An 18,008-nucleotide genomic window follows, 5' to 3' on the forward strand; every position below is an offset into this window, starting at 1 on the left:
AAAGAAGGATTGCCGACACCCTAAGCAGCTGCCTACTATTTGAGAAATTTCATTTTCATATGTGTGATATTTGCAATATGAATATATCTACCTTCGACCTCAACCTGCTGCGCATCCTCGACGTGCTGCTGCGCGAGCAGAATGTCTCACGCGCCGCCGAGCGCCTGGCCCTCAGCCAGCCGACGGTGAGCAATGCCCTGGCGCGCCTGCGCGAACTGCTCGACGACCCGCTGCTGGTGCGCATCGGCCGGCGCATGCAACCGACGCCCAAGGCCCTGGCCCTGGAAGGCCCGATCCGCTCGGCGCTGCAGCAGATCGAGCAAACGCTGAATGTCGGTGAAAGCTTCGACCCGCACCTGAGCCGGCAGACCTTTCGCATTGCCATGACCGACTTCGTCGAACAGCTGTGCATGCCCGGCCTGCTGCGCCGCCTGCAGGAGCGCGCGCCGAACCTGCGCCTGGACATCGCCCCGCTGGCGCCAAGCCTGCCGGTGGATGCCCTCGACCGTGGCCAGCTGGACCTGGTGCTGGGGCGCTTCGACGAGATTCCGGCGCGCTTTGCCCGTCATCACTGGCGCAACGAGACCTTGCAGATTGCCCTGCGCCAGGATCATCCGCTGGTGAACGGCGCACTGGATCTGGACACCTTCCTGCGCCTGCGCCACCTCTGGGTGCATGGCGGGCAGACTCGCGGCATGGTCGATCAATGGCTGGGGGAACAAGGCCTGGCGCGGCAGATCGTCTACACCACGCCCAACTACCTGCAGGCGGCGCACCTGGTGGCGGCGTCGGACTTGTGCGTGGTGCTGCCGACGCAACTGGCACGTCACTTCGCCACGCTGCTGCCGTTGCAGCTGCATGACTTGCCGTTTGCGCTGGAGGCGTTCGAGCTTGAGCTGGTACACCTGGCCCAGCGCGGGCAGGACCGGGCGCTGGGCTGGTTGGTGGGGGAGATTTTGCGGGTAACTTGAGGGCCAAATCGCGGGTCAAGTCGGGTCGCCGCACCGCCGCTCCCACAGGAGGTTTGTATAACCTGTGGGAGCGGGCTTGACCCGCGATCGGGTGCTTCAGGACAGCGCTTTTTTCGCCGCCCGCACGTGCAATACCGCGCCCATCAGGGCCACGACAATCGCCGCCGCACCGGTGGAGAACACCAGCACCTGGTAGTCCGGGACAAAGGCCATGGTTACCAGGCAGCCGATGATGAACACGATCACCAGGTAGGTCAGCCACGGGAACAGCCACATTTTCAGGCGGATCGGCTTGCCCTCGGCTTCGAGCTTGCGGCGCATCTTCAGTTGCGAGAAGGCGATCACCAGGTACACCAGCAAGGCGATCATGCCGGTGGTGTTCATCAGCACGTCGAGCACATCTTTCGGGCGCAGGGTTTCGCTGAAGTTGATCAGGGCCACGAACACCGCCACCGAGCACGAGCCGATGATCGAGAACACCGGCACGCCGGTACCGGCACGGGTGATCTTGAAGAACGACGGTGCATCACCACGGGTCGACAGCGAGAACAGCATGCGCGAGGCGGTGTAGTGCGCCGAGATCAGGCAGCTGCTTACCGAAGTCAGCACCACGAAGTTCATCACAAATTCCGCACCCGGAATACCCAGCAGCTCCAGGGTACGACGGTACGAGCCGTAGCCCGAGGTGCCCATCAGCGGGTCGTTCCACGGCACCAGGGCGACGATCAGGAAGATCGAGCCGACGTAGAACAGGCACACCCGCCAGACCACCGAGTTGGTCGCCTTGACGATCTGCTCGGACGGGTTCTTCGACTCGGCGGCAGCAATGGTGACGATTTCGGCGCCGAGGAAGGCGAACATCACCCCGAGCATGGCCACCACCACCGCCTCCATGCCGTTGGGCATGAAGCCTTGGGCGGTGAGGTTGCTCAGGCCGTGGACTTCACCGGTGGGCCACAGGTTGACTACCGCCAACCCGCAGACCACCAGGAAACAGATGATCGCCACCACCTTTATCAAGGCGAACCAGAACTCGAACTCGCCGTAGTGCTTGACGTTGAAGAAGTTGACGCTGATCAGCACCAGGGTGGTGGCCAGGACGAACACGTTGACGCTGATCGACGGGAACCAGCCGTGCAGAATCTTGCCGGCGACGTAGGCTTCCCAGGCCATCAAAATCACCCAGAACCACCAGTACAACCAGCCGATGGTAAAGCCCGCCCAGCGGCCGATGGCGCGCTCGGCGTAGGTGGAGAACGAGCCGGTGTCGGGCGATGAAGTCGCCATTTCACCGAGCATGCGCATGATCAGCACCACCAGGATGCCGCCGGCCAGGTAGGCCAGGATGGCCGCGGGGCCGGCGCTGTGAATCACACTGCCGGAGCCGACGAACAATGCCCCGCCGATAACCCCGGCGATCGACATCATGGTCAGGTGGCGAGACTTGAGCGAAGCGCTGAGCTTGCTCTCGTGCTCCACCTTCGCTGTGGAAGTGGATGTGGATGTTGCGTCCATCAGTAGCTACCTCGTGTTCTTTTTATGCAAGGAAACTCGTGACACCGCCTGCTACAGCGGTCTCACCCATTCGAATCGGTAAAGGTGCGGGCAGCCGCAATCGCCCGGCCCAGGTCATGGGTCGGCGACGCTGCTCACAGGGCCAGCGGATTACCTCTGGTCGGATTGAACGGTGCAATGGCGCGATGGCGGGTCAGTGCCACCTGTGCGCAAGGAGCGGTTGGGCGGTGCCCAAGGGTGAAAGCATGTGTGTCATTGTGATTATTCATACTGCTTCAACGTGCTTTAGCTAGCGATAACAGACCCCTAATGTAAAAATGTCCGACACATAGAGCCATGCACAGCGCGATGAAAAATCCACTGCACTGTACAGGCCGCCGATGCAGTACACCGCGTTTTCCTGCAGGCGCCCGGCGTTACGCACACCTGAAGGCACAGCTTCCCCATGCTTGAATTACGACCCGACGCATCGCCCCCGCTGGTCAACCAGATCATCAACGGGCTGCGGGAGTTGATCGAGAACCAGACCCTCAAACCCGGTGCCAAGGTGCCCTCGATCCGGGCCTTCGCCGCCACCTATTCGGTCAGTACATTCACCGTGGTCGAAGCCTACGACCGCCTGGTCGCCCAGGGTTTGCTGGTCAGCCGCGGCAATGCCGGGTTCTTCGTCAACCGCTCGGCCGTGGAGCTGATCGAAAGCCAGGCCAGTGAGCCGGCGCCGGGCAAGCCGGAATTCAACTCCGAGTGGTACCTGCAGCAAATCTTCGAAAGCCGCCAGCTTGCGTTCAAGCCCGGCTGCGGCTGGCTGCCCAACGACTGGATGTTCGAAGACGGCCTGCGCCGGGGCATGCGCCAGGTCGCCAGCAGCGTGCTGGAACTGAGCGGCTACGGCGACCCCATGGGCCTGCTGGAACTGCGCACCCTCACCGCGCAGAACCTGCAGCAGGACCTGCGCATCGTCGCCAACCCCAACCAGCTGATGCTCACCCACGGCGCCAGCCAGGCCCTGGACCTGGCCGTGCGCACCCTGGTGCGCCCGGGCGACGTGGTGCTGGTGGACGACCCCGGCTACCCCAACCTGATGAGCATTTTGCGCTTTCAGGGCGCGACCCTTCTGGGCGTACCGCGCACGCCCAACGGCTACGACCTCGACCACCTCGAACGGCTGCTCGAACACCACCGGCCGACGGTGTTCTTCACCCAGCCGCACCTGCACAGCCCGACCGCCTCGCGCACGCCGCTGGCGCAACTGCACCGCCTGCTGCAACTGGCTGCGCGCCACGGCTTTCGCCTGGTGGAAAACAACCTCTACGCCGACATGATCAACGAGCCGCTGCCGTGCCTGACCAGCCTCGATCATCTACAGCAGGTGGTGTACGTCGGCAGCTACTCGAAGAGCATCTCGCCGAATGTGCGGGTCGGTTTCATGCTGGCCAACCCTGAACTGATGCAGCAACTGCTGCAACTGAAAATGCGTTCGGGCCTGACCACCTCGCAGGTGATGGAACGGGTGGTGTACGCGGCCATCACCGACGGCCGCTGGCGTAAGCACCTCAAACGCCTGCGCCAGCGCCTGGCCGATGCGCAGCAGCAGGTCAGCGAACAGCTCACGCGGCTGGGTTTCGAGCGCTTTATCGAAGGCGATGAAGGCATGTACCTGTGGACCCGCCACCCGGCCATCGCCGACAGCGCGGCGCTGGTCGACGACGCCCTGGAGCAAGGCATCATGCTCGGCCCCGGGCAGTTGTTCATGGTCGACTCACAAGCGACCGGGTGGATGCGCTTCAACGTGGCGTTCAGTACCGACGCGGCGTTGTGGGAGAAACTTGAGAAGTTGCTGGTCAAGCATGGGCGGCGTCAGTAGGAGCGGGCTTGCCCCGCGATGGCGACAAGGTAATCGATATAAATCGATTACTTTGAAAAACACAAAGCTCAGCGTCTATTTTATTCAACACGCACTCTTACCCATAAACCCCGCCATAGAGCCACACAGATCGCTTTTTCGAACCCCGCACCGTACCAACCAGAAATTTCTTGTAAAAATTTAATTGACACACCTCTGTCACTCTTCTTATTTTCCCTCCCTGCCTCACCTTCATAAAAATAATTTCAAACCCTACGGGCAAGCGCCATCCATGCCAGTCTCTTCGCGTGCAGCACACCAGCAGAACACAGGAACGGTTCTCGACTCCGCAGCGGACGCACACTTCAAAAAGACCCTGAAACTCTGGCAAGTGGTCATCATTGGCCTGGCCTACATCGCCCCGATGACCGTGTTCGATACCTTCGGCATCGTCTCCGGCATCACCAATGGGCATGTGCCCAGCGCCTACGTCCTGGCGCTGCTGGGCATCCTCTTCACCGCGGTCAGTTATGGCGTGCTGGTTCGGCGCTTTCCCGAGTCTGGTTCGGCCTATACCTACACGCGCCGGGCAATCAACCCGCACGTGGGCTTTCTGGTCGGCTGGTCGTCGCTGCTCGATTACCTGCTGCTGCCGATGGTCAACGCCCTGCTGGCCAAGCTCTACCTGTCGGTGATGTTCCCCGAGGTGCCGGCCTGGGTCTGGGTGGTGGGCTTCGTCACGGTGATGAGCCTGATCAACATGCGCAGCATCAACCTGGTGGCCAACTTCAATACCTTGTTCGTCGCCATCCAGGCGCTGATCATCGGCGTGTTCATCTACCTCACCATACGCGGCCTGCACAGCGGCGAAGGACTCGGCACTTCGTGGAGCCTGCTGCCGTTTGCCGATCAAGGCACGCACTTCAACGCCCTGGTCGCCGGCGCCACCATCCTCTGCTTCTCGTTCCTGGGTTTCGATGCGGTGACCACCCTGTCGGAAGAAACCGAGAACGCGCAGAAAGTCATCCCACGGGCGATCTTCCTGATTGCTTTGATCGGCGGCCTGGTGTTCATCGTCGTGTCCTACTACATCCAGGCGTTTTTCCCGACCATGGACCGGTTCCAGGACCACGAAGCGGCCCTGCCGGAAATCGCCCTGTATGTCGGCGGCAAGCTGTTCCAGTCGATCTTCATCTGCTGCACCTTCATCAACACCCTGGCCTCGGGCCTGGCTTCGCAAGCCAGTGTGTCGCGCCTGTTGTACGTCATGGGCCGCGACAACGTCATCCCGCGGCGCTACTTCGGCCGCCTGCACGGCAAATGGAAAACCCCGGTGATCAACATCGCCATCGTCGGGCTGATCTCGCTGTCGGCGATCTTCTTCGACCTGGTGACCGCCACCTCGGTGATCAACTTCGGCGCGCTGGTGGCCTTCAGCTTCGTCAACCTCTCGGTGATCGTGCACTGCTACCTGCGCGAAGGCTGCAACAAGACCTGGCTGGACAAGCTCAAGTACCTGGTGGTGCCGACCATCGGCTTTTGTATCATCGCCATCCTCTGGCTGGACCTGGACAGCCACTCGCTGCTGTTCGGCGGGGTGTGGGCGACGCTGGGGGTGTTGTACCTGGCGTACCTGACCAAAGCCTTCAGGGTCGCACCGCCCAGCTTCATTGCCGAGTAACTGCCCGTAGGAAACAGCCCGTCGATACTGACGGGCTTTGTGCATTCAACAACCCGACAGAACAAGGACGCCCTCATGCTGCTGCGCCGCCTGCTGATTCAATGGAAGATCACTTTGCTCGCCGGCCTGTGCCTGCTGGCCATCGTGGTGGTGCTGATGGCGGCCACGCTGATGCAGTCGAGCCGCAGCGCCGCGCTGGTCAACACTGCCAACACGCAGATGCTCGACCACAACGCACGGCTGCGCCTGCACACCTCGGCCCAGCTGCAGGCAGCGAATATCCAGCGTTACTTTCGCGATGCGTACCTGTATGGCGATGGCGTCGCGCAACTGGTGATGTTCTTGAAGGCCCAGGGCAACGACAACCTGCGCCACGACCTGACCGAACAGACCCGCAAGGCCTTGGGCAAGAACCCCGACCTGCTCGGCCTGTACCTGGTGTTCCTGCCCAACGCCCTGGACGGCAAGGACAGCGCCTTCAGCGATCAGGCCGCGGTCGGCAGCAACGAGAACGGACGCTTCTCGCTGTACTGGTCGCAGCCCAAGCCCGGCGAGCTGGAGTCTGAAGCCATGCCCGAGTCGATGCTTGCCGACACCAGCCTGTCGGCCAACGGCTCGGCCTACAACCGCTGGCTCACCTGCCCGCTGGAAACCGGTGAAGCCTGTGTAGTCGATCCGTACTTCGACAGCGTCGGCGACCGTACGCCATTGATGACCAGCATCGCCTTCCCGCTCAAGCAGGACGGCAAGATCGTCGGCGTCATGGGCCTGGACATCAGCCTCGACAACCTGCAGCAACTGAGCCTGGACGGGCGCAAGGAGCTGTTCGACGGCAACGGCCAGGTCAGCATCGTCAGCCCCGCCGGTTTGCTCGCCGGGCATAGCCGCGATGCCGCGCAGCTAAGCAAGAAATTCGAGCAAGTGTTCGGCCAGCAGGCCAGCGCCGTGGCCGCGCAGATGCGCGCCGGCAAGGCGGCTGAGTTCAGCGACAACGGCGTGCTGCAGGTCAGCCAGTCGTTCGCCCCGGTGCCCGGCGCACAACCGTGGAGCGTGCTGCTGGAAGTGCCCGAACAGGTGCTGCAAGCGCCGGCGATTGAACTCAACGCGCGCCTGGACGCGCACAACAGCAGCGCCAACCTCAGCAGCCTGCTGATGGCCCTGGCCGCGGCCTTGGTGGGCCTGGTGGTGATCTGGCTGACCGCCCGTGGCGTGACCCGGCCGATTTTAAGTGTGGCGGCGATGCTCAAAGATATCGCCAGCGGCGAAGGCGACCTGACCCGGCGCCTGGACTACGCCAACAAGGACGAACTCGGCGAATTGACCCACTGGTTCAACCGCTTCCTCGACAAGCTGCAACCGGTGATTGCCGACGTCAAAGCCTCGGTGCAGGATGCGCGCAGCACCGCCGACCAATCGGCGGCGATTGCCAGCCAGACCAGCGCCGGCATGCAGCAGCAATACCGCGAGGTCGACCAGGTAGCCACAGCCTCCCAGGAAATGAGCGCCACCGCCCAGGATGTCGCCCGCAACGCCGCGCAAGCCGCCGAAGCTGCGCGCGGCGCCGACCTTGCCAGCCGCGAAGGCCTGAGCATGATCCGCAACACCACCCAGGCGATCGAACGCCTGGCCAATGAAATGACCGCCGGCATGCAAGAAGTCCAGCAACTGGCCAGCCGCAGCGAGCAGATCGGCTCGGTGCTGGAAGTGATCCGCGCCATCGCCGAGCAGACCAACCTGCTGGCCCTCAACGCCGCCATCGAAGCGGCCCGCGCTGGCGAGGCCGGGCGCGGCTTTGCGGTAGTGGCCGATGAGGTGCGCAACCTGGCCAAACGCACCCAGGACTCGGTGGACGAAATCCGCGTGGTGATCGAAGGCCTGCAACAAGGCACCCGCGAAGTGGTCGACACCATGCACAGCAGCCACCGCCAGGCCCAGGACAGCGTCGCCCAGGCCGAACAGGCGCTACCGGCGCTGCAGCGAATTGGCGAAGCGGTGACGGTGATCACCGACATGAACCTGCAGATCGCCTCGGCGGCCGAAGAGCAAAGCGCGGTGGCCGAAGAAGTGAACCGCAACGTAGCGGGGATTCGCGACGTGACCGAGTCGCTGTCGGGGCAGGCGCAAGAATCGGCGCAGATCAGCCAGGCGCTGAACCGCCTGGCCAATCATCAGCAGGGGTTGATGCAGATGTTCCGGGTGTAGCGCTCCCCTGTGGGAGCGGCGGTGCGACGACTCGACTTGACCCGCGATGAGACCAGCAGCCAATGCACGATCTCACCGCCGCCGATAACTCTTCTTGCCACTGGGCGTCAGGCAGTACACCCCACCCCGCGGCCCCGTGCAGAAGCTCCCGGTCCCACAGCCACAGCCCTCACTTGCCCCGCGCAACGGCTGTAGCGCGGGCCGAGCCGCCCTGCCACCCATGGTCGCCGAGCAACTTTTCTTAGAAGCACTGATCGACCCGTCATTACACAAAAACAGATCGCCATCACATCCAGCAATCCCCCCCTTGCGCCCGGAGCAAGGCGTGTTGCCCGCCAACGCCGTGGACGCCGCCAACACCAGTACCAGGGCCAACCCTAGCCGCCCGTAAAAACAACGTGCCACAGCATTCCCTCCGTAGAATATGGCCGAATGCTATCAGCGTTGCCATAGCTCAGCAAAACCCGGCCATCCGTGCTCCCAGGGCAAAGCTGATTGTCCCCGTCGACTATCAACCCGGTGGCGATCCGCTAAAGGCGTAATGAGTAACGTTCACAGCAAAGTCCAGCGAAAAATCTCACCTTAATCGCTAACTGATTGATCTATATCAATATTTAACTAGTTAACTTATCAACAGATGCCCGCAACTGCCCGTTTAATGCCGAGAATGTCTACACCATTCACGGTGGAGAGTAGAGTTGAAGCGCATCAAGATAGTGTTGTGGTCGTTGTTCATCGGCTTGACCCTGCTATGGGCACTGGCAGATACCTTTGTGCCCACCCCACTGACTTACTTCTCGCTACGTTCAGTGCTGGTGCAATACACCGGCGTCATCGCCATCGCCGCCATGAGCGTGGCGATGATGCTGGCCGTGCGCCCGCGCCGCCCGGAACCGCTGCTGGGCGGGCTCGACAAGATGTACCGGCTGCACAAATGGCTCGGCATCAGCGCCCTGATATTCGCCAGCGTGCACTGGGTCTGGGCCAAGGGCACCAAGTGGGCGGTTGGCTGGGGTTGGCTGGTCAAGCCGGCCAAGGGCGGCGGCGCGGCGCCGGAACTCGGCGCGATCGAGCAGGCGCTGCGCAGCCAGCGCGGCCTGGCTGAAACCCTGGGGGAATGGGCGTTCTACGCCATCGGCGTGCTGATCATCCTGGCCCTGGTCAAGCGCTTCCCGTACCACTGGTTTGCCAAGACCCACACGGTGCTGGCTGCGCTCTATCTGGTGCTGGTGTTTCACACCGTGGTGCTGCTCAAGTTCGACTACTGGCTGCAACCCATCGGCATCGTCACCGCACTGCTGCTGGTCGGCGGCACGCTGGCGGCGCTCCAGGCACTGTTCAAGCGCATCGGCAAGCAGCGCAAGGTCCAGGGTCAGATCCAGACCCTGATCCACTACCCGCAGGCGAACCTGCTGGAAACCCATATTGCCCTGCAAGCGGGCTGGCCCGGGCACCAGGCTGGCCAGTTTGCTTTTGTGACCTCATCCGAGTCGGAGGGGCCGCACCCGTACACCATCGCCTCGGCCTGGGACCCGCAAGCGGCGCAACTGCGCTTTATCACCAAAGGCCTGGGCGACCACACCCGTAGGCTGCCAACGCGGCTGAAAGAAGGCGACCCGGTGACGGTAGAAGGCCCCTACGGCTGCTTCACCTTCGAAGACCAAAAGCCACGGCAGGTCTGGATCGGGGCCGGCATTGGCATCACGCCCTTCGTGGCCCGGCTCAAGCAACTGGCGCTGGAGCCGGACCGGCAACACAGTATCGACCTGTTCCACCCGTGCGGCGCGGATGCTGCCGACGCCATCGACAACCTGCGCGCCGACGCGGCCGCTGCCGGCGTGCGTTTGCACCTGTGTGTGTCTGGCCAAAATGGCCGGCTCAGTGGCGAACGCCTGCGCAAGGAAGTTGCCGACTGGCAGCAGGCGAGTTTCTGGTACTGCGGGCCTGCGGACTTTGGCCAGGCCCTGCGTGACGACCTGGTAGCCCATGGGCTGAAGCCGAAAGACTTCCACCAGGAGTTGTTCCAGATGCGCTGACGATCAGAGCACGTGGCGCGCCAGCAACCCGGGCACGGCCGCCACCAGCATCGCCACCCCGGACAGGGTCAACAGGCCCAGTACCAACCGGCGGAAGGTCACCTCGCTGATGCCGATGTACACCCGCGTACCGATCAGCGTCGGCAGCAGCATCGCCGGCGCCACCACCGCGAACATCGGCAGCATCGACGGGGTCACCAGGCCAGTGCCCAGGTACGTGAGCATGGTCACCATCAACATCGACAGATTGAAGTTCTGGATTACCGCTCGCTGCGCGTCGCGATCAAAGCCGCGCAGCGTGCACCACAGCGTCGGTACCGTACCGGTAAAACCACCGATGCCACCCAGCGCCCCGCCCGCCATCCCCACCACCCCGTCTGCCAGACGCCCGCCGCGCAACCGCGGCAAGCGCGGTGCGGCCAACATCAACGGGCACCAGAGCACCAGCAAGGTGCCGAACACCGCCTTGAACCAGAGCATATCCAGGTAAGGCAACACCCACACCCCCATGGGAATGCCCGCCAGCCCGCCCAGCACAAACGGCCACAACAATCCCCAGCGAAAGCCCCGGCGCATGCTGAACGCCGCAATCAACTGCCCGGTCAGCCCGCCGAACACCGTCAACACCGCCGCCACCTGCGGCTCCAGGCTCCAGGCCCAGAACGACATCGCGACCATGCCGAAGGCAAAGCCCGACAGGCCCTGGACAAAGCCGGCGACCATGGCGCCGAGGGCGATCAGGTAAAGAGGGTCCATGAGGAGTGGCGTCCTTTTCGTGATGACGGAGAATCAGAACTGGCACACATGCTATTACAGTGGGAGCGGTCTTGCCCCGCGATAAGGCCGCCAGATCACTTACCAGCCTTACGCAACCGCAACCGCCGCCGCACCGCAAAACGCTTACAAAACTGCCGATGGTGGTGACTGTTCAACAAAACCAGCGCCACCGTAGGCAGTGCAATCGATGTCGCGGAAAAAAACAGATGGATACCACCTCCCAAACTGGCGATGGCCATTAGCAGACTCGTCACCGCAACCGCAACGAGGCACCATACCCCCCAGGCAAAACCGTTAGCGATCAGACCAGCGCCTACGCCACACACCGCCACCCCGAGCAAAGTCACAATCAGCACATACCCCATGTTCTCGAGATGCCCGGCAAAGTAGGCGTACTCCAGCTGCACCGTTGCCAGCGCAATAGAGGCCATGGTCAAGAAAAACGCGGCGCAGGAGCGGCCCATGTAACGCCCCAAGAACGCCGCCATCCCCGGATACCGCAACACATCCACAGGCTCACCGGGCAAGCGCTTGGCGCGGGGAGCCTTGCTGATCTCGACGAACCTTGCATATATCCGCCGATAGCCCTGGCTGTTGAACACCAGCAGACCAGCCAGGGGACAGAAAAGCGCCAGGTAATAAACCAGCCCAGGTGGACGCTGGGCATACATCCCCAAAGCGACCAGCAAGCAACACACCAGCAGTGCCACCAACCACCAGATCAACCGCGTGCTCCCCCACACCAGCAAGAGGTGCAGCAGGGTCGGGATAACCACGCCGTTCTTCACGCCGCGCAAGATGTCGGATGAACTCATGGCGCTCAGAGAGTGTGCGCCGTTAATCACCAGCATCAGGCTCATGAGGGAAGCAACCGACAGCAACCAGCTCAAGGTCAGCAGCGGGAAATTGCGGCGTAGGCAGGCGTTGATTTGTTCTTGGTGATTCATCCGTGAACCTTTGAGGGGGAGGGTTCGATTTTATCGTTTGCCAGACACAGGCTTGAAGTGATTGCGCCGGATATCCGACAGGGTTTTGCTCATTTCTCGATAACGGCGGCTGTTATACGCCAACAGCGCCAACAAGGGGGCAATTACTGAAGCCACTGCCAGGAGTGCATCGTGAGCAAAGGGATAGGTCAGCACGCCGGCAACCAGACAAACGAGCAACAGCCCGACCACTGCACGGTTTCCGGATGAGTAGCCGCGTATTACAGCGAATTGGCCGATGCCGAGGGTGGATGAGCCTAAAATGAGCATGATAACGATGTAGATCGGCCGATTGGGATCACCTGCGAAATAGGTCTCTCCCAAGCGGATGAACGCAGCGGTGAAGGATATAACGGCCAGGAAAAATCCGGTCCATAGCACGGGGTAGTATCGACGTATGAAGGCCGGTAGTTCTTCAATGCTAATCATTCTTCAATCTCCCCCACCAAACTTAACGCAATACTGCGTACCCCATCGCTACCGGCAATACTCATAACGGCCCCGAGCGAATCCCTGATCGCAGCAGTAGTCGAATTCTTAATTTCAGTGGGCGTATAACGCTTTGGTAATGCGCCGAGCTTTTGCTGAAGTTTAATCTGCTTGGCTGTCAATGAAGGATGCTTGATAGATAGAACCTCTTTCATGAGCGCACGGCGCTGCTGCCGACTCAATGTCTTGCCAAGGTCAAACCAATCGCTTTTTGTGGCGGCTTTTCGCACTTGAAGGGACCTGAACACGGATGTCAAAGAGGCCGCAGCCCCTAGGAAGGAGATAGCATCCAGAAGTGGCATCAACACCTGGTACCAGAGCTGACGGTCAAGTAAGTCATTGCCTTCAGGACCTTGGTGCTCTTCATAAACTCTATACGAGCCGATTACACATTGAGTAACGCTAGCTGCCACAGCTGCTGCCCCAATTCTGGCGATTGTAACCCCCACCAACCCGGTGAAGGGCACAATCAAACCACCACTTACGATCGCGACAACGCCGAAAATCGCACTACCGCAGGCAAATCGCGCATTCGCGACTTCCTCCACCATCCGTGTTTGCCGAATATTGTGCTGCAATTCCAGAGCGTACTGCTCAGGCGTCAAATACCGCTTCACCTCCTGCAACACCACCCGCTTGGGCAACACACTACAAATCGGCCGAAACTCCCGCAACGTCACCACGTTGTAGTCCGCATCGATGTACACCACCCCTGCCCCAACGATCCCAGGATCGGCATCAATCGCTGCGAACAACCTCGGCACATTGACCAGGCTTTCAATCCGCTGGCGCGCAAAGTACTGCGACGGGCTCGCGCCAAGCCCGCTCATCCTTGAGTCGTTCATGGGGTCTCCTGAAACGTGAAAGCGCCTGCAAACCCGAGGTTGCAGGCGCTTGAGCGGCCTAGTTTTAGCAGCTAAGAATCAACGTTTCAGAAGTGTATTTTTGCCGGTTATGTCGTCCTACACACTCAAAACAGGAAGTACGCACGGGGTGCGTAGGACGCATCTTTTACCCTTGGGTGATCGCGCGCTCACATAATGCTGGTTGCCAGCCGACGCACAGCTTAAGTTGCACCACATTCATGCTAGCCAATTGATAAAAGTCCTGAGCGCTAATTTACTCAATGATGGTTTGCCCGATGCACTTATCGAACACCAATGCCATTAACCGGTAATCACAGACGACCGCCTCGATATTAGCACGTAGCCATTCTTGCTCGTTTACCGCCCACCAACTGACGGTATAGCCAGCATTGAGAATAAGATGTTCAAAGAGAATGCGTTGCGCACGGCCATTTCCCTCACGGAAGGGATGAAGCATGTTCAGGTCACCAAAATGCTCAGCACAGGCGGTGACCAAGTCGCCTCGGGTAAGATTTTCCAGCCAGTTTTCCTGGGCGAGACGTTTGAACAGTTTTACCGATTCGGGCTCGATTCGATTGACGGTGCAGAAATGCGTATCGCCCTTGGAGATGTCGACCGTACGCAACTCACCGGCCCAAGCGTAGAGGTCCTGGAACAATCGACGGTGAATATTCTGCAAATATGGGAGGTCGTAAGGAGGTAGGGCGAAATCAATTTCGCTGGCGGCGATACTGGAAAGATCGCGCTCAGCCTGGCTTAGCAGCGTGTCGTCCTGAAGGTCGAGAAGATTACGTAGAACCCCCGTACCGGCATAGCAGTATGGGTCCTGTCCTACCCCATACTTATCCAGGATCAGCCCCTGGCCTGTTGCCGATACGCTTTTAGGACGGCTTCACGGGTAGGTAGCTTGCGTTCAGCATCATCCGGCGTGACATCGAAGCCTTCAAGACGCAGGCTGGCCGAATAGTTGGACTGACGCGTCTTGGCGCAATGGGCTTTCTTGGCTTGCAAGCTTGGCGTTTTCAACGGCATGGCCTCATGGTTGAGCAGTGCTGACAGTATAACCCAAGCGCCGCCGAGCAACGGCAGCACTATCGACAATGTGCAATACGCTTGCGGCGGCTGCCATCAGCCATCCAGCCCGTCGCCATAATGAACCAACGCCCGGATGTGCACCTTTGGTCAGCACAGATCATTCACTTCGTATCAAATATCGCTGGGATGATATACACCACCCCTGCCCCGACGATCCCAGGATCGGCATCAATCGCTGCAAACAGCCTCGGCACATTGACCAGACTCTCAATCCGCTGGCGCGCAAAGTACTGCGACGGGCTCGCGCCAAGCCCGCTCATCCTTGAGTCGTTCATGGGGTCTCCTGAAACGTGAAAGCGCCTGCAAATTCGAAGGTTGCAGGCGCTTGAGCGGCCTAGTTTTAGCAGCTAAAAATCAACGTTTCAGAAGTGTATTTTTGCCAGGTATGTCGTCCTACTTTTCAAAAACCAGAAGAAAAACAATGACATGTAGGAATAGTCCTGCAAAGCGTGAGATAAAAATACTTTGCCCTACCCAGCCGGTTCTTCCTCGGGCTCAAGCACCCGCAACGCAACGTTGGAGCGCAGTTTGACCAGGCACAAAGTGTGCGAAGTACCCTCCGCGCCAAAGAACTTATCCGCCCTCTCGCCCGTCAGGTTTTCCTCGAATTTGAACGGCGTGGTGATCAGCCGTTTGATGTCCCGCGCGAAGCTCTCGGTGTTGGCATCGATCCACTTGACCGCCTTGCGTCGCTCATCGGCAGGCGCCTTGGGTTTACCTGAATTGCGGAGCATCACGGCAGGATAAACATCAAGGTCTTCGGTGTTGTAGCGCATAAACACATGGCACAGCTCTTTATCCTCGCGATCGATCACGGCCACGCGCAAGTTGTAATCGCCCTTCCTGGCCTTGCAGGCTTTGTCGCTCGCATCAATTGCCACCCCCCACTGCCCCTGACCCTTGATTTGACCTCTGTCAACGCCGATCCGATTCTCGATGAACGAATACACGGTCTTGTTCACCCTGACCCAGCCAAGCTTGCCGGCACCGGAGATACACAAATAGCGATGCTGGGGTTTGAGGTCGTGGGTTTTCTTGCCGATAGGCCAGGTCAGCAACTCTTCGCCTTTCAATGAGTGTTGAAGACGTGCGTATTTCTCATCAAAGCGAGAAACGATGCTGCACTTGCGGGGATTGGACTGCGGCCGTTTGGCGAGTTCCGAGCGAACCTCGGCATCGATTGCCCGTTCGCCGCGTTGCGCACCTGCGCGCGACTTTTCGGCAGCAATCAACTCGCGATCCAGTTTGTCGGCCTGCTCACGCAACGCCTTGTATTCGCCAGCCAGCGCCTGCGCAGCTTTATTCACCGACTCCAAAAAGCCTGGCGTCAGCAAGGTGGCCTGGCGCTCCATCTTCGCCACCAACGCCTGCACGCCCTTGCTGACCCCACGAACGCGAATGTTGGTTTCAAGGTTTGCAGTCGCACCCCGCTCGGTAAAATTCTGGCTACCCAACGTCACGAAGCGGTCTCGGGCCACAACCATCTTCGCGTGAAGTTTGGGCAATACGTAGACCGGGATCTCATTGTCCAATAGGGTTTTGATGGTGTCGCAATTCGAAGCGCCAGAGGCAAGCACCTGCACATTGACCAACGTATAAACCTTGGCGCTTTTACCCAGCTGGGCAATTTCCAGCGCGACCGAACCGGTCAGGTACGGCGAGAAAATCTTCAGATCAACCTTGTCGTTTTGCAGCTGTTCTTTTATCAGCGGCACGATATTGCTAGTGAACTTCAATCGTCGGCTTCCTTGTACGAATCTCTGCCGATAATACTACATTGCCACTATCAACCGATTAGCCCAAAATCCCGCCCCTCGCACGCCCAAGCCGCCCTACAAGGAAACCGCCATGGCCCAGCCCCTGCTCGATGCCTTCATTGCATGGATGAGCGCCAACCTGGACAACGCCACCCTCGCCCACGGCTACCAGAACCGCATGAGTGGCGAGCCCTGGCACTGCAGCAGCCTGTTCAACGCCTATGAAACCTACCACTGGCCGCACCCGGCGATTGCGCACCTGGACATCGACAAGGGCAGCGACATCACCAGTAACACCCGCGCACTGACGGCGCTTGAGCAGCAACTGCAACGCGCCCTGGCGCCCGCGCCTGATGACCTCGCCGCCAGCCGCGCAGCCATTGATGTGATGATCTGGGGTGGCGTACAAAACGGTAACGTCAGTTGGCTGAGCAACAATGCTGAGGGCTTGGCCCAACTGTTGATCGACACCCGCGACGCAATCGACAGCGGTGCTCTGAATCATCAACTGCTGCTTGACCCAGAGCTGCGCTTCAACGCCGGCATGACCAAGGTCTACTCGCTGATCTGCAAGCAGTTGGTGATTTACGACAGCCGCGTTGCTGCCGCGCTGGGCTGGGCGGTGGTGAAATTTTGCAAGCAGGTCGAGCCTGAACTTACCCAGGTTCCGCCCGAGCTGGCCTTCCCCTGGGCGTCGGCCAGGCCGAACAAGGGCATCTGCAAACAGCGCGATCCGTCCCAGGGCAACTTGCAGTTCCCGCCGCTGCAGGCCGGCACCCTGCACGCGCAGTGGAACATCCGCGCCAGCCAGATACTGGCGGCGGTGCTCGCCCATGACAATGCAAAGCACAGCGGCTTCAATCAGGACGACGGTACAGGCAGCAGCCCGTTGCGACGCCTGGAAGCGGCGTTGTTCATGATCGGCTACGACCTGGGCGGCGGTACGGTAACGAATTCGCAGCCAAAGGCTACCAGCCAGAGCGAGGTAATTGTGCAAACTCTGGGCTGGACTGAAGGCTGGACGCCCAAACAGCGCAAGGCTTTTCTCTATCGCCTGACCGAACAGGGCTTTGAAGCCCGCGGCACGAGTATCACCCGCTACCCGCTGCCGGTAATCAACGACACCCTTAACTACCTGTGGCAGCAGTTCGGTCGCGGGCCATTCCCCCTGGCCAATAGCGCCGACGGTGTGCCGGCCGGCACCAGCGAAGAAGGCATCGGCACCGCTTACTACCAGGCAATCAACCGGCAACAGCGGGTGCCGGAGTCGAGCCGCCTGGCTGCGATCCTTGAGGACCTCGGGGTGATTCAGCTAGTGAGCCGTGGGAAAAAACACTGGGTGTTGAACCTGGAGTTGCTGGACGCTACTGATAAAGGCACTTTGGATATCGAGCCGCTAGTGCTGCGTTTGCTTGAAGACGAGGCGCAGGACTAGCCCGCGCTGCCCGCCTGCAGTCATCGCCTCGGCCTCTTCGGCGAGCGCTGGTCCAACAGCTGCATCATTGCGGCCGGTCCAGCATGGCGTGAGCCACATCCTCCACCAGAGCTTTGGCCATGCCGCTAAGGTAATGCGCCGCCCAGGTCAGCTTGGGATCGTGCTCGATGCCGGCATGCAGGGTCAGCCGGTTTACGCAGCCCATCAGCAGCGACGACTGCTCCAGAGCGAACGCCGCACTGTGGCCGGGCTCGACGCGGAACAGCCTTTGTGTGGAGTGCCCACTTTCGCCTTCACCGAAGGCCGCGATGCCAGCGGTCTTCAAGGTACTGGCTGCCTTCAAATCCTCATCCAT

16 protein-coding genes and 2 pseudogenes are annotated in these 18,008 nt (G+C 60.4%); 7 read left to right on the forward strand and 11 right to left on the reverse strand.

Features of this window, described 5'->3' with window-relative positions; genetic code table 11:
• Positions 1-77: 77 nt before the first annotated feature.
• A complete protein-coding gene (locus LOY22_RS16750) occupies positions 78-971 on the forward strand; it encodes a LysR family transcriptional regulator (RefSeq protein WP_371128644.1) in 894 nt (297 codons plus the stop codon).
• 96 nt (positions 972-1,067) lie between these two features.
• Here the strand turns inward: LOY22_RS16750 and LOY22_RS16755 are convergent, their stop codons facing one another.
• A complete protein-coding gene (locus LOY22_RS16755; protein ID WP_045194356.1) occupies positions 1,068-2,486 on the reverse strand; it encodes an amino acid permease in 1,419 nt (472 codons plus the stop codon).
• Between the two features lie 445 nt (positions 2,487-2,931).
• Between LOY22_RS16755 and LOY22_RS16760 the strand changes: the two genes are divergently transcribed.
• From LOY22_RS16760 to LOY22_RS27080, 4 genes and pseudogenes are all read left to right on the forward strand, one after another.
• Positions 2,932-4,350: a PLP-dependent aminotransferase family protein gene (locus tag LOY22_RS16760; protein ID WP_093381222.1), complete on the forward strand. Its 1,419-nt coding sequence runs from the start codon at positions 2,932-2,934 to the stop codon at positions 4,348-4,350.
• A gap of 271 nt (positions 4,351-4,621) precedes the next feature.
• Positions 4,622-6,010: an APC family permease gene (locus LOY22_RS16765; RefSeq protein WP_093381219.1), complete on the forward strand. Its 1,389-nt coding sequence runs from the start codon at positions 4,622-4,624 to the stop codon at positions 6,008-6,010.
• A gap of 336 nt (positions 6,011-6,346) precedes the next feature.
• Positions 6,347-7,354, forward strand: a pseudogene (locus LOY22_RS27075) (HAMP domain-containing protein); the annotation flags it as partial.
• Between the two features lie 102 nt (positions 7,355-7,456).
• A complete protein-coding gene (locus LOY22_RS27080; protein ID WP_371128676.1) occupies positions 7,457-8,212 on the forward strand; it encodes a methyl-accepting chemotaxis protein in 756 nt (251 codons plus the stop codon).
• Positions 8,213-8,284: 72 nt separating this feature from the next.
• Here LOY22_RS27080 and LOY22_RS16775 read toward each other — a convergent pair whose 3' ends face one another.
• Complete coding sequence (locus LOY22_RS16775; protein ID WP_249744419.1) at positions 8,285-8,617, reverse strand: hypothetical protein; 333 nt, start codon at positions 8,615-8,617, stop codon at positions 8,285-8,287.
• 293 nt (positions 8,618-8,910) lie between these two features.
• On the opposite strand from LOY22_RS16775, the gene LOY22_RS16780 reads away from it, so the two are divergent.
• The gene (locus LOY22_RS16780; protein WP_258594083.1) at positions 8,911-10,248 is read left to right on the forward strand and encodes a ferric reductase-like transmembrane domain-containing protein; all 1,338 of its coding nucleotides are present in this window, start codon (positions 8,911-8,913) and stop codon (positions 10,246-10,248) included.
• A gap of 3 nt (positions 10,249-10,251) precedes the next feature.
• Here the strand turns inward: LOY22_RS16780 and LOY22_RS16785 are convergent, their stop codons facing one another.
• The 8 genes and pseudogenes from LOY22_RS16785 to LOY22_RS16820 form a co-directional block, all read right to left on the reverse strand.
• Positions 10,252-11,004, reverse strand: coding sequence for a sulfite exporter TauE/SafE family protein (locus LOY22_RS16785; RefSeq protein WP_258594085.1), 753 nt, complete (start codon positions 11,002-11,004; stop codon positions 10,252-10,254).
• Between the two features lie 95 nt (positions 11,005-11,099).
• A complete protein-coding gene (locus LOY22_RS16790) occupies positions 11,100-11,972 on the reverse strand; it encodes a hypothetical protein (protein ID WP_258594087.1) in 873 nt (290 codons plus the stop codon).
• Between the two features lie 30 nt (positions 11,973-12,002).
• On the reverse strand, positions 12,003-12,440 hold the full coding sequence (locus LOY22_RS16795; RefSeq protein ID WP_258594089.1) for a hypothetical protein: 438 nt from the start codon (positions 12,438-12,440) through the stop codon (positions 12,003-12,005).
• Positions 12,437-13,345, reverse strand: coding sequence for an NAD synthetase (locus tag LOY22_RS16800; protein ID WP_258594091.1), 909 nt, complete (start codon positions 13,343-13,345; stop codon positions 12,437-12,439). Before LOY22_RS16800 ends, LOY22_RS16795 begins: the two co-directional genes overlap by 4 nt.
• Positions 13,346-13,619: 274 nt before the next feature.
• Positions 13,620-14,219 (reverse strand): putative adenosine monophosphate-protein transferase Fic, encoded by a 600-nt coding sequence (locus tag LOY22_RS16805; protein ID WP_258597816.1) that lies wholly within the window; start codon positions 14,217-14,219, stop codon positions 13,620-13,622.
• Positions 14,219-14,392: a YhfG family protein gene (locus LOY22_RS16810; protein ID WP_258597817.1), complete on the reverse strand. Its 174-nt coding sequence runs from the start codon at positions 14,390-14,392 to the stop codon at positions 14,219-14,221. The genes LOY22_RS16805 and LOY22_RS16810 overlap by 1 nt, the downstream gene beginning before the upstream one ends.
• A 197-nt stretch (positions 14,393-14,589) precedes the next feature.
• Positions 14,590-14,736: pseudogene (locus LOY22_RS16815) on the reverse strand (NAD synthetase); the annotation flags it as partial.
• A 195-nt stretch (positions 14,737-14,931) separates the two neighbouring features.
• Positions 14,932-16,197 carry a phospholipase D family protein gene (locus tag LOY22_RS16820; RefSeq protein ID WP_258594092.1) on the reverse strand — a complete coding sequence of 422 codons (1,266 nt, stop codon included), beginning with the start codon at positions 16,195-16,197 and terminating at the stop codon, positions 14,932-14,934.
• A gap of 112 nt (positions 16,198-16,309) precedes the next feature.
• On the opposite strand from LOY22_RS16820, the gene LOY22_RS16825 reads away from it, so the two are divergent.
• Entirely contained in the window at positions 16,310-17,653 is a 1,344-nt protein-coding gene (locus LOY22_RS16825; RefSeq protein ID WP_258594094.1) for a hypothetical protein, read from the forward strand.
• A 64-nt stretch (positions 17,654-17,717) separates the two neighbouring features.
• Here LOY22_RS16825 and LOY22_RS16830 read toward each other — a convergent pair whose 3' ends face one another.
• The gene (locus tag LOY22_RS16830) at positions 17,718-18,008 is read right to left on the reverse strand and encodes a DUF3077 domain-containing protein (protein WP_258594096.1); all 291 of its coding nucleotides are present in this window, start codon (positions 18,006-18,008) and stop codon (positions 17,718-17,720) included.

Source organism: Pseudomonas sp. B21-035 (assembly GCF_024748945.1).
Classification (GTDB): domain Bacteria; phylum Pseudomonadota; class Gammaproteobacteria; order Pseudomonadales; family Pseudomonadaceae; genus Aquipseudomonas.

Coding starts and splice junctions, on each gene's coding strand:
- LOY22_RS16750 (WP_371128644.1), top strand. CDS start 78: ATGAATATATCTACCTTCGACCTCAACCTGCTGCGCATCCTCGACGTG.
- LOY22_RS16755 (WP_045194356.1), bottom strand. CDS start 2,486: ATGGACGCAACATCCACATCCACTTCCACAGCGAAGGTGGAGCACGAG.
- LOY22_RS16760 (WP_093381222.1), top strand. CDS start 2,932: ATGCTTGAATTACGACCCGACGCATCGCCCCCGCTGGTCAACCAGATC.
- LOY22_RS16765 (WP_093381219.1), top strand. CDS start 4,622: ATGCCAGTCTCTTCGCGTGCAGCACACCAGCAGAACACAGGAACGGTT.
- LOY22_RS27080 (WP_371128676.1), top strand. CDS start 7,457: ATGCAGCAGCAATACCGCGAGGTCGACCAGGTAGCCACAGCCTCCCAG.
- LOY22_RS16785 (WP_258594085.1), bottom strand. CDS start 11,004: ATGGACCCTCTTTACCTGATCGCCCTCGGCGCCATGGTCGCCGGCTTT.
- LOY22_RS16790 (WP_258594087.1), bottom strand. CDS start 11,972: ATGAATCACCAAGAACAAATCAACGCCTGCCTACGCCGCAATTTCCCG.
- LOY22_RS16795 (WP_258594089.1), bottom strand. CDS start 12,440: ATGATTAGCATTGAAGAACTACCGGCCTTCATACGTCGATACTACCCC.
- LOY22_RS16800 (WP_258594091.1), bottom strand. CDS start 13,345: ATGAACGACTCAAGGATGAGCGGGCTTGGCGCGAGCCCGTCGCAGTAC.
- LOY22_RS16825 (WP_258594094.1), top strand. CDS start 16,310: ATGGCCCAGCCCCTGCTCGATGCCTTCATTGCATGGATGAGCGCCAAC.
- LOY22_RS16830 (WP_258594096.1), bottom strand. CDS start 18,008: ATGGATGAGGATTTGAAGGCAGCCAGTACCTTGAAGACCGCTGGCATC.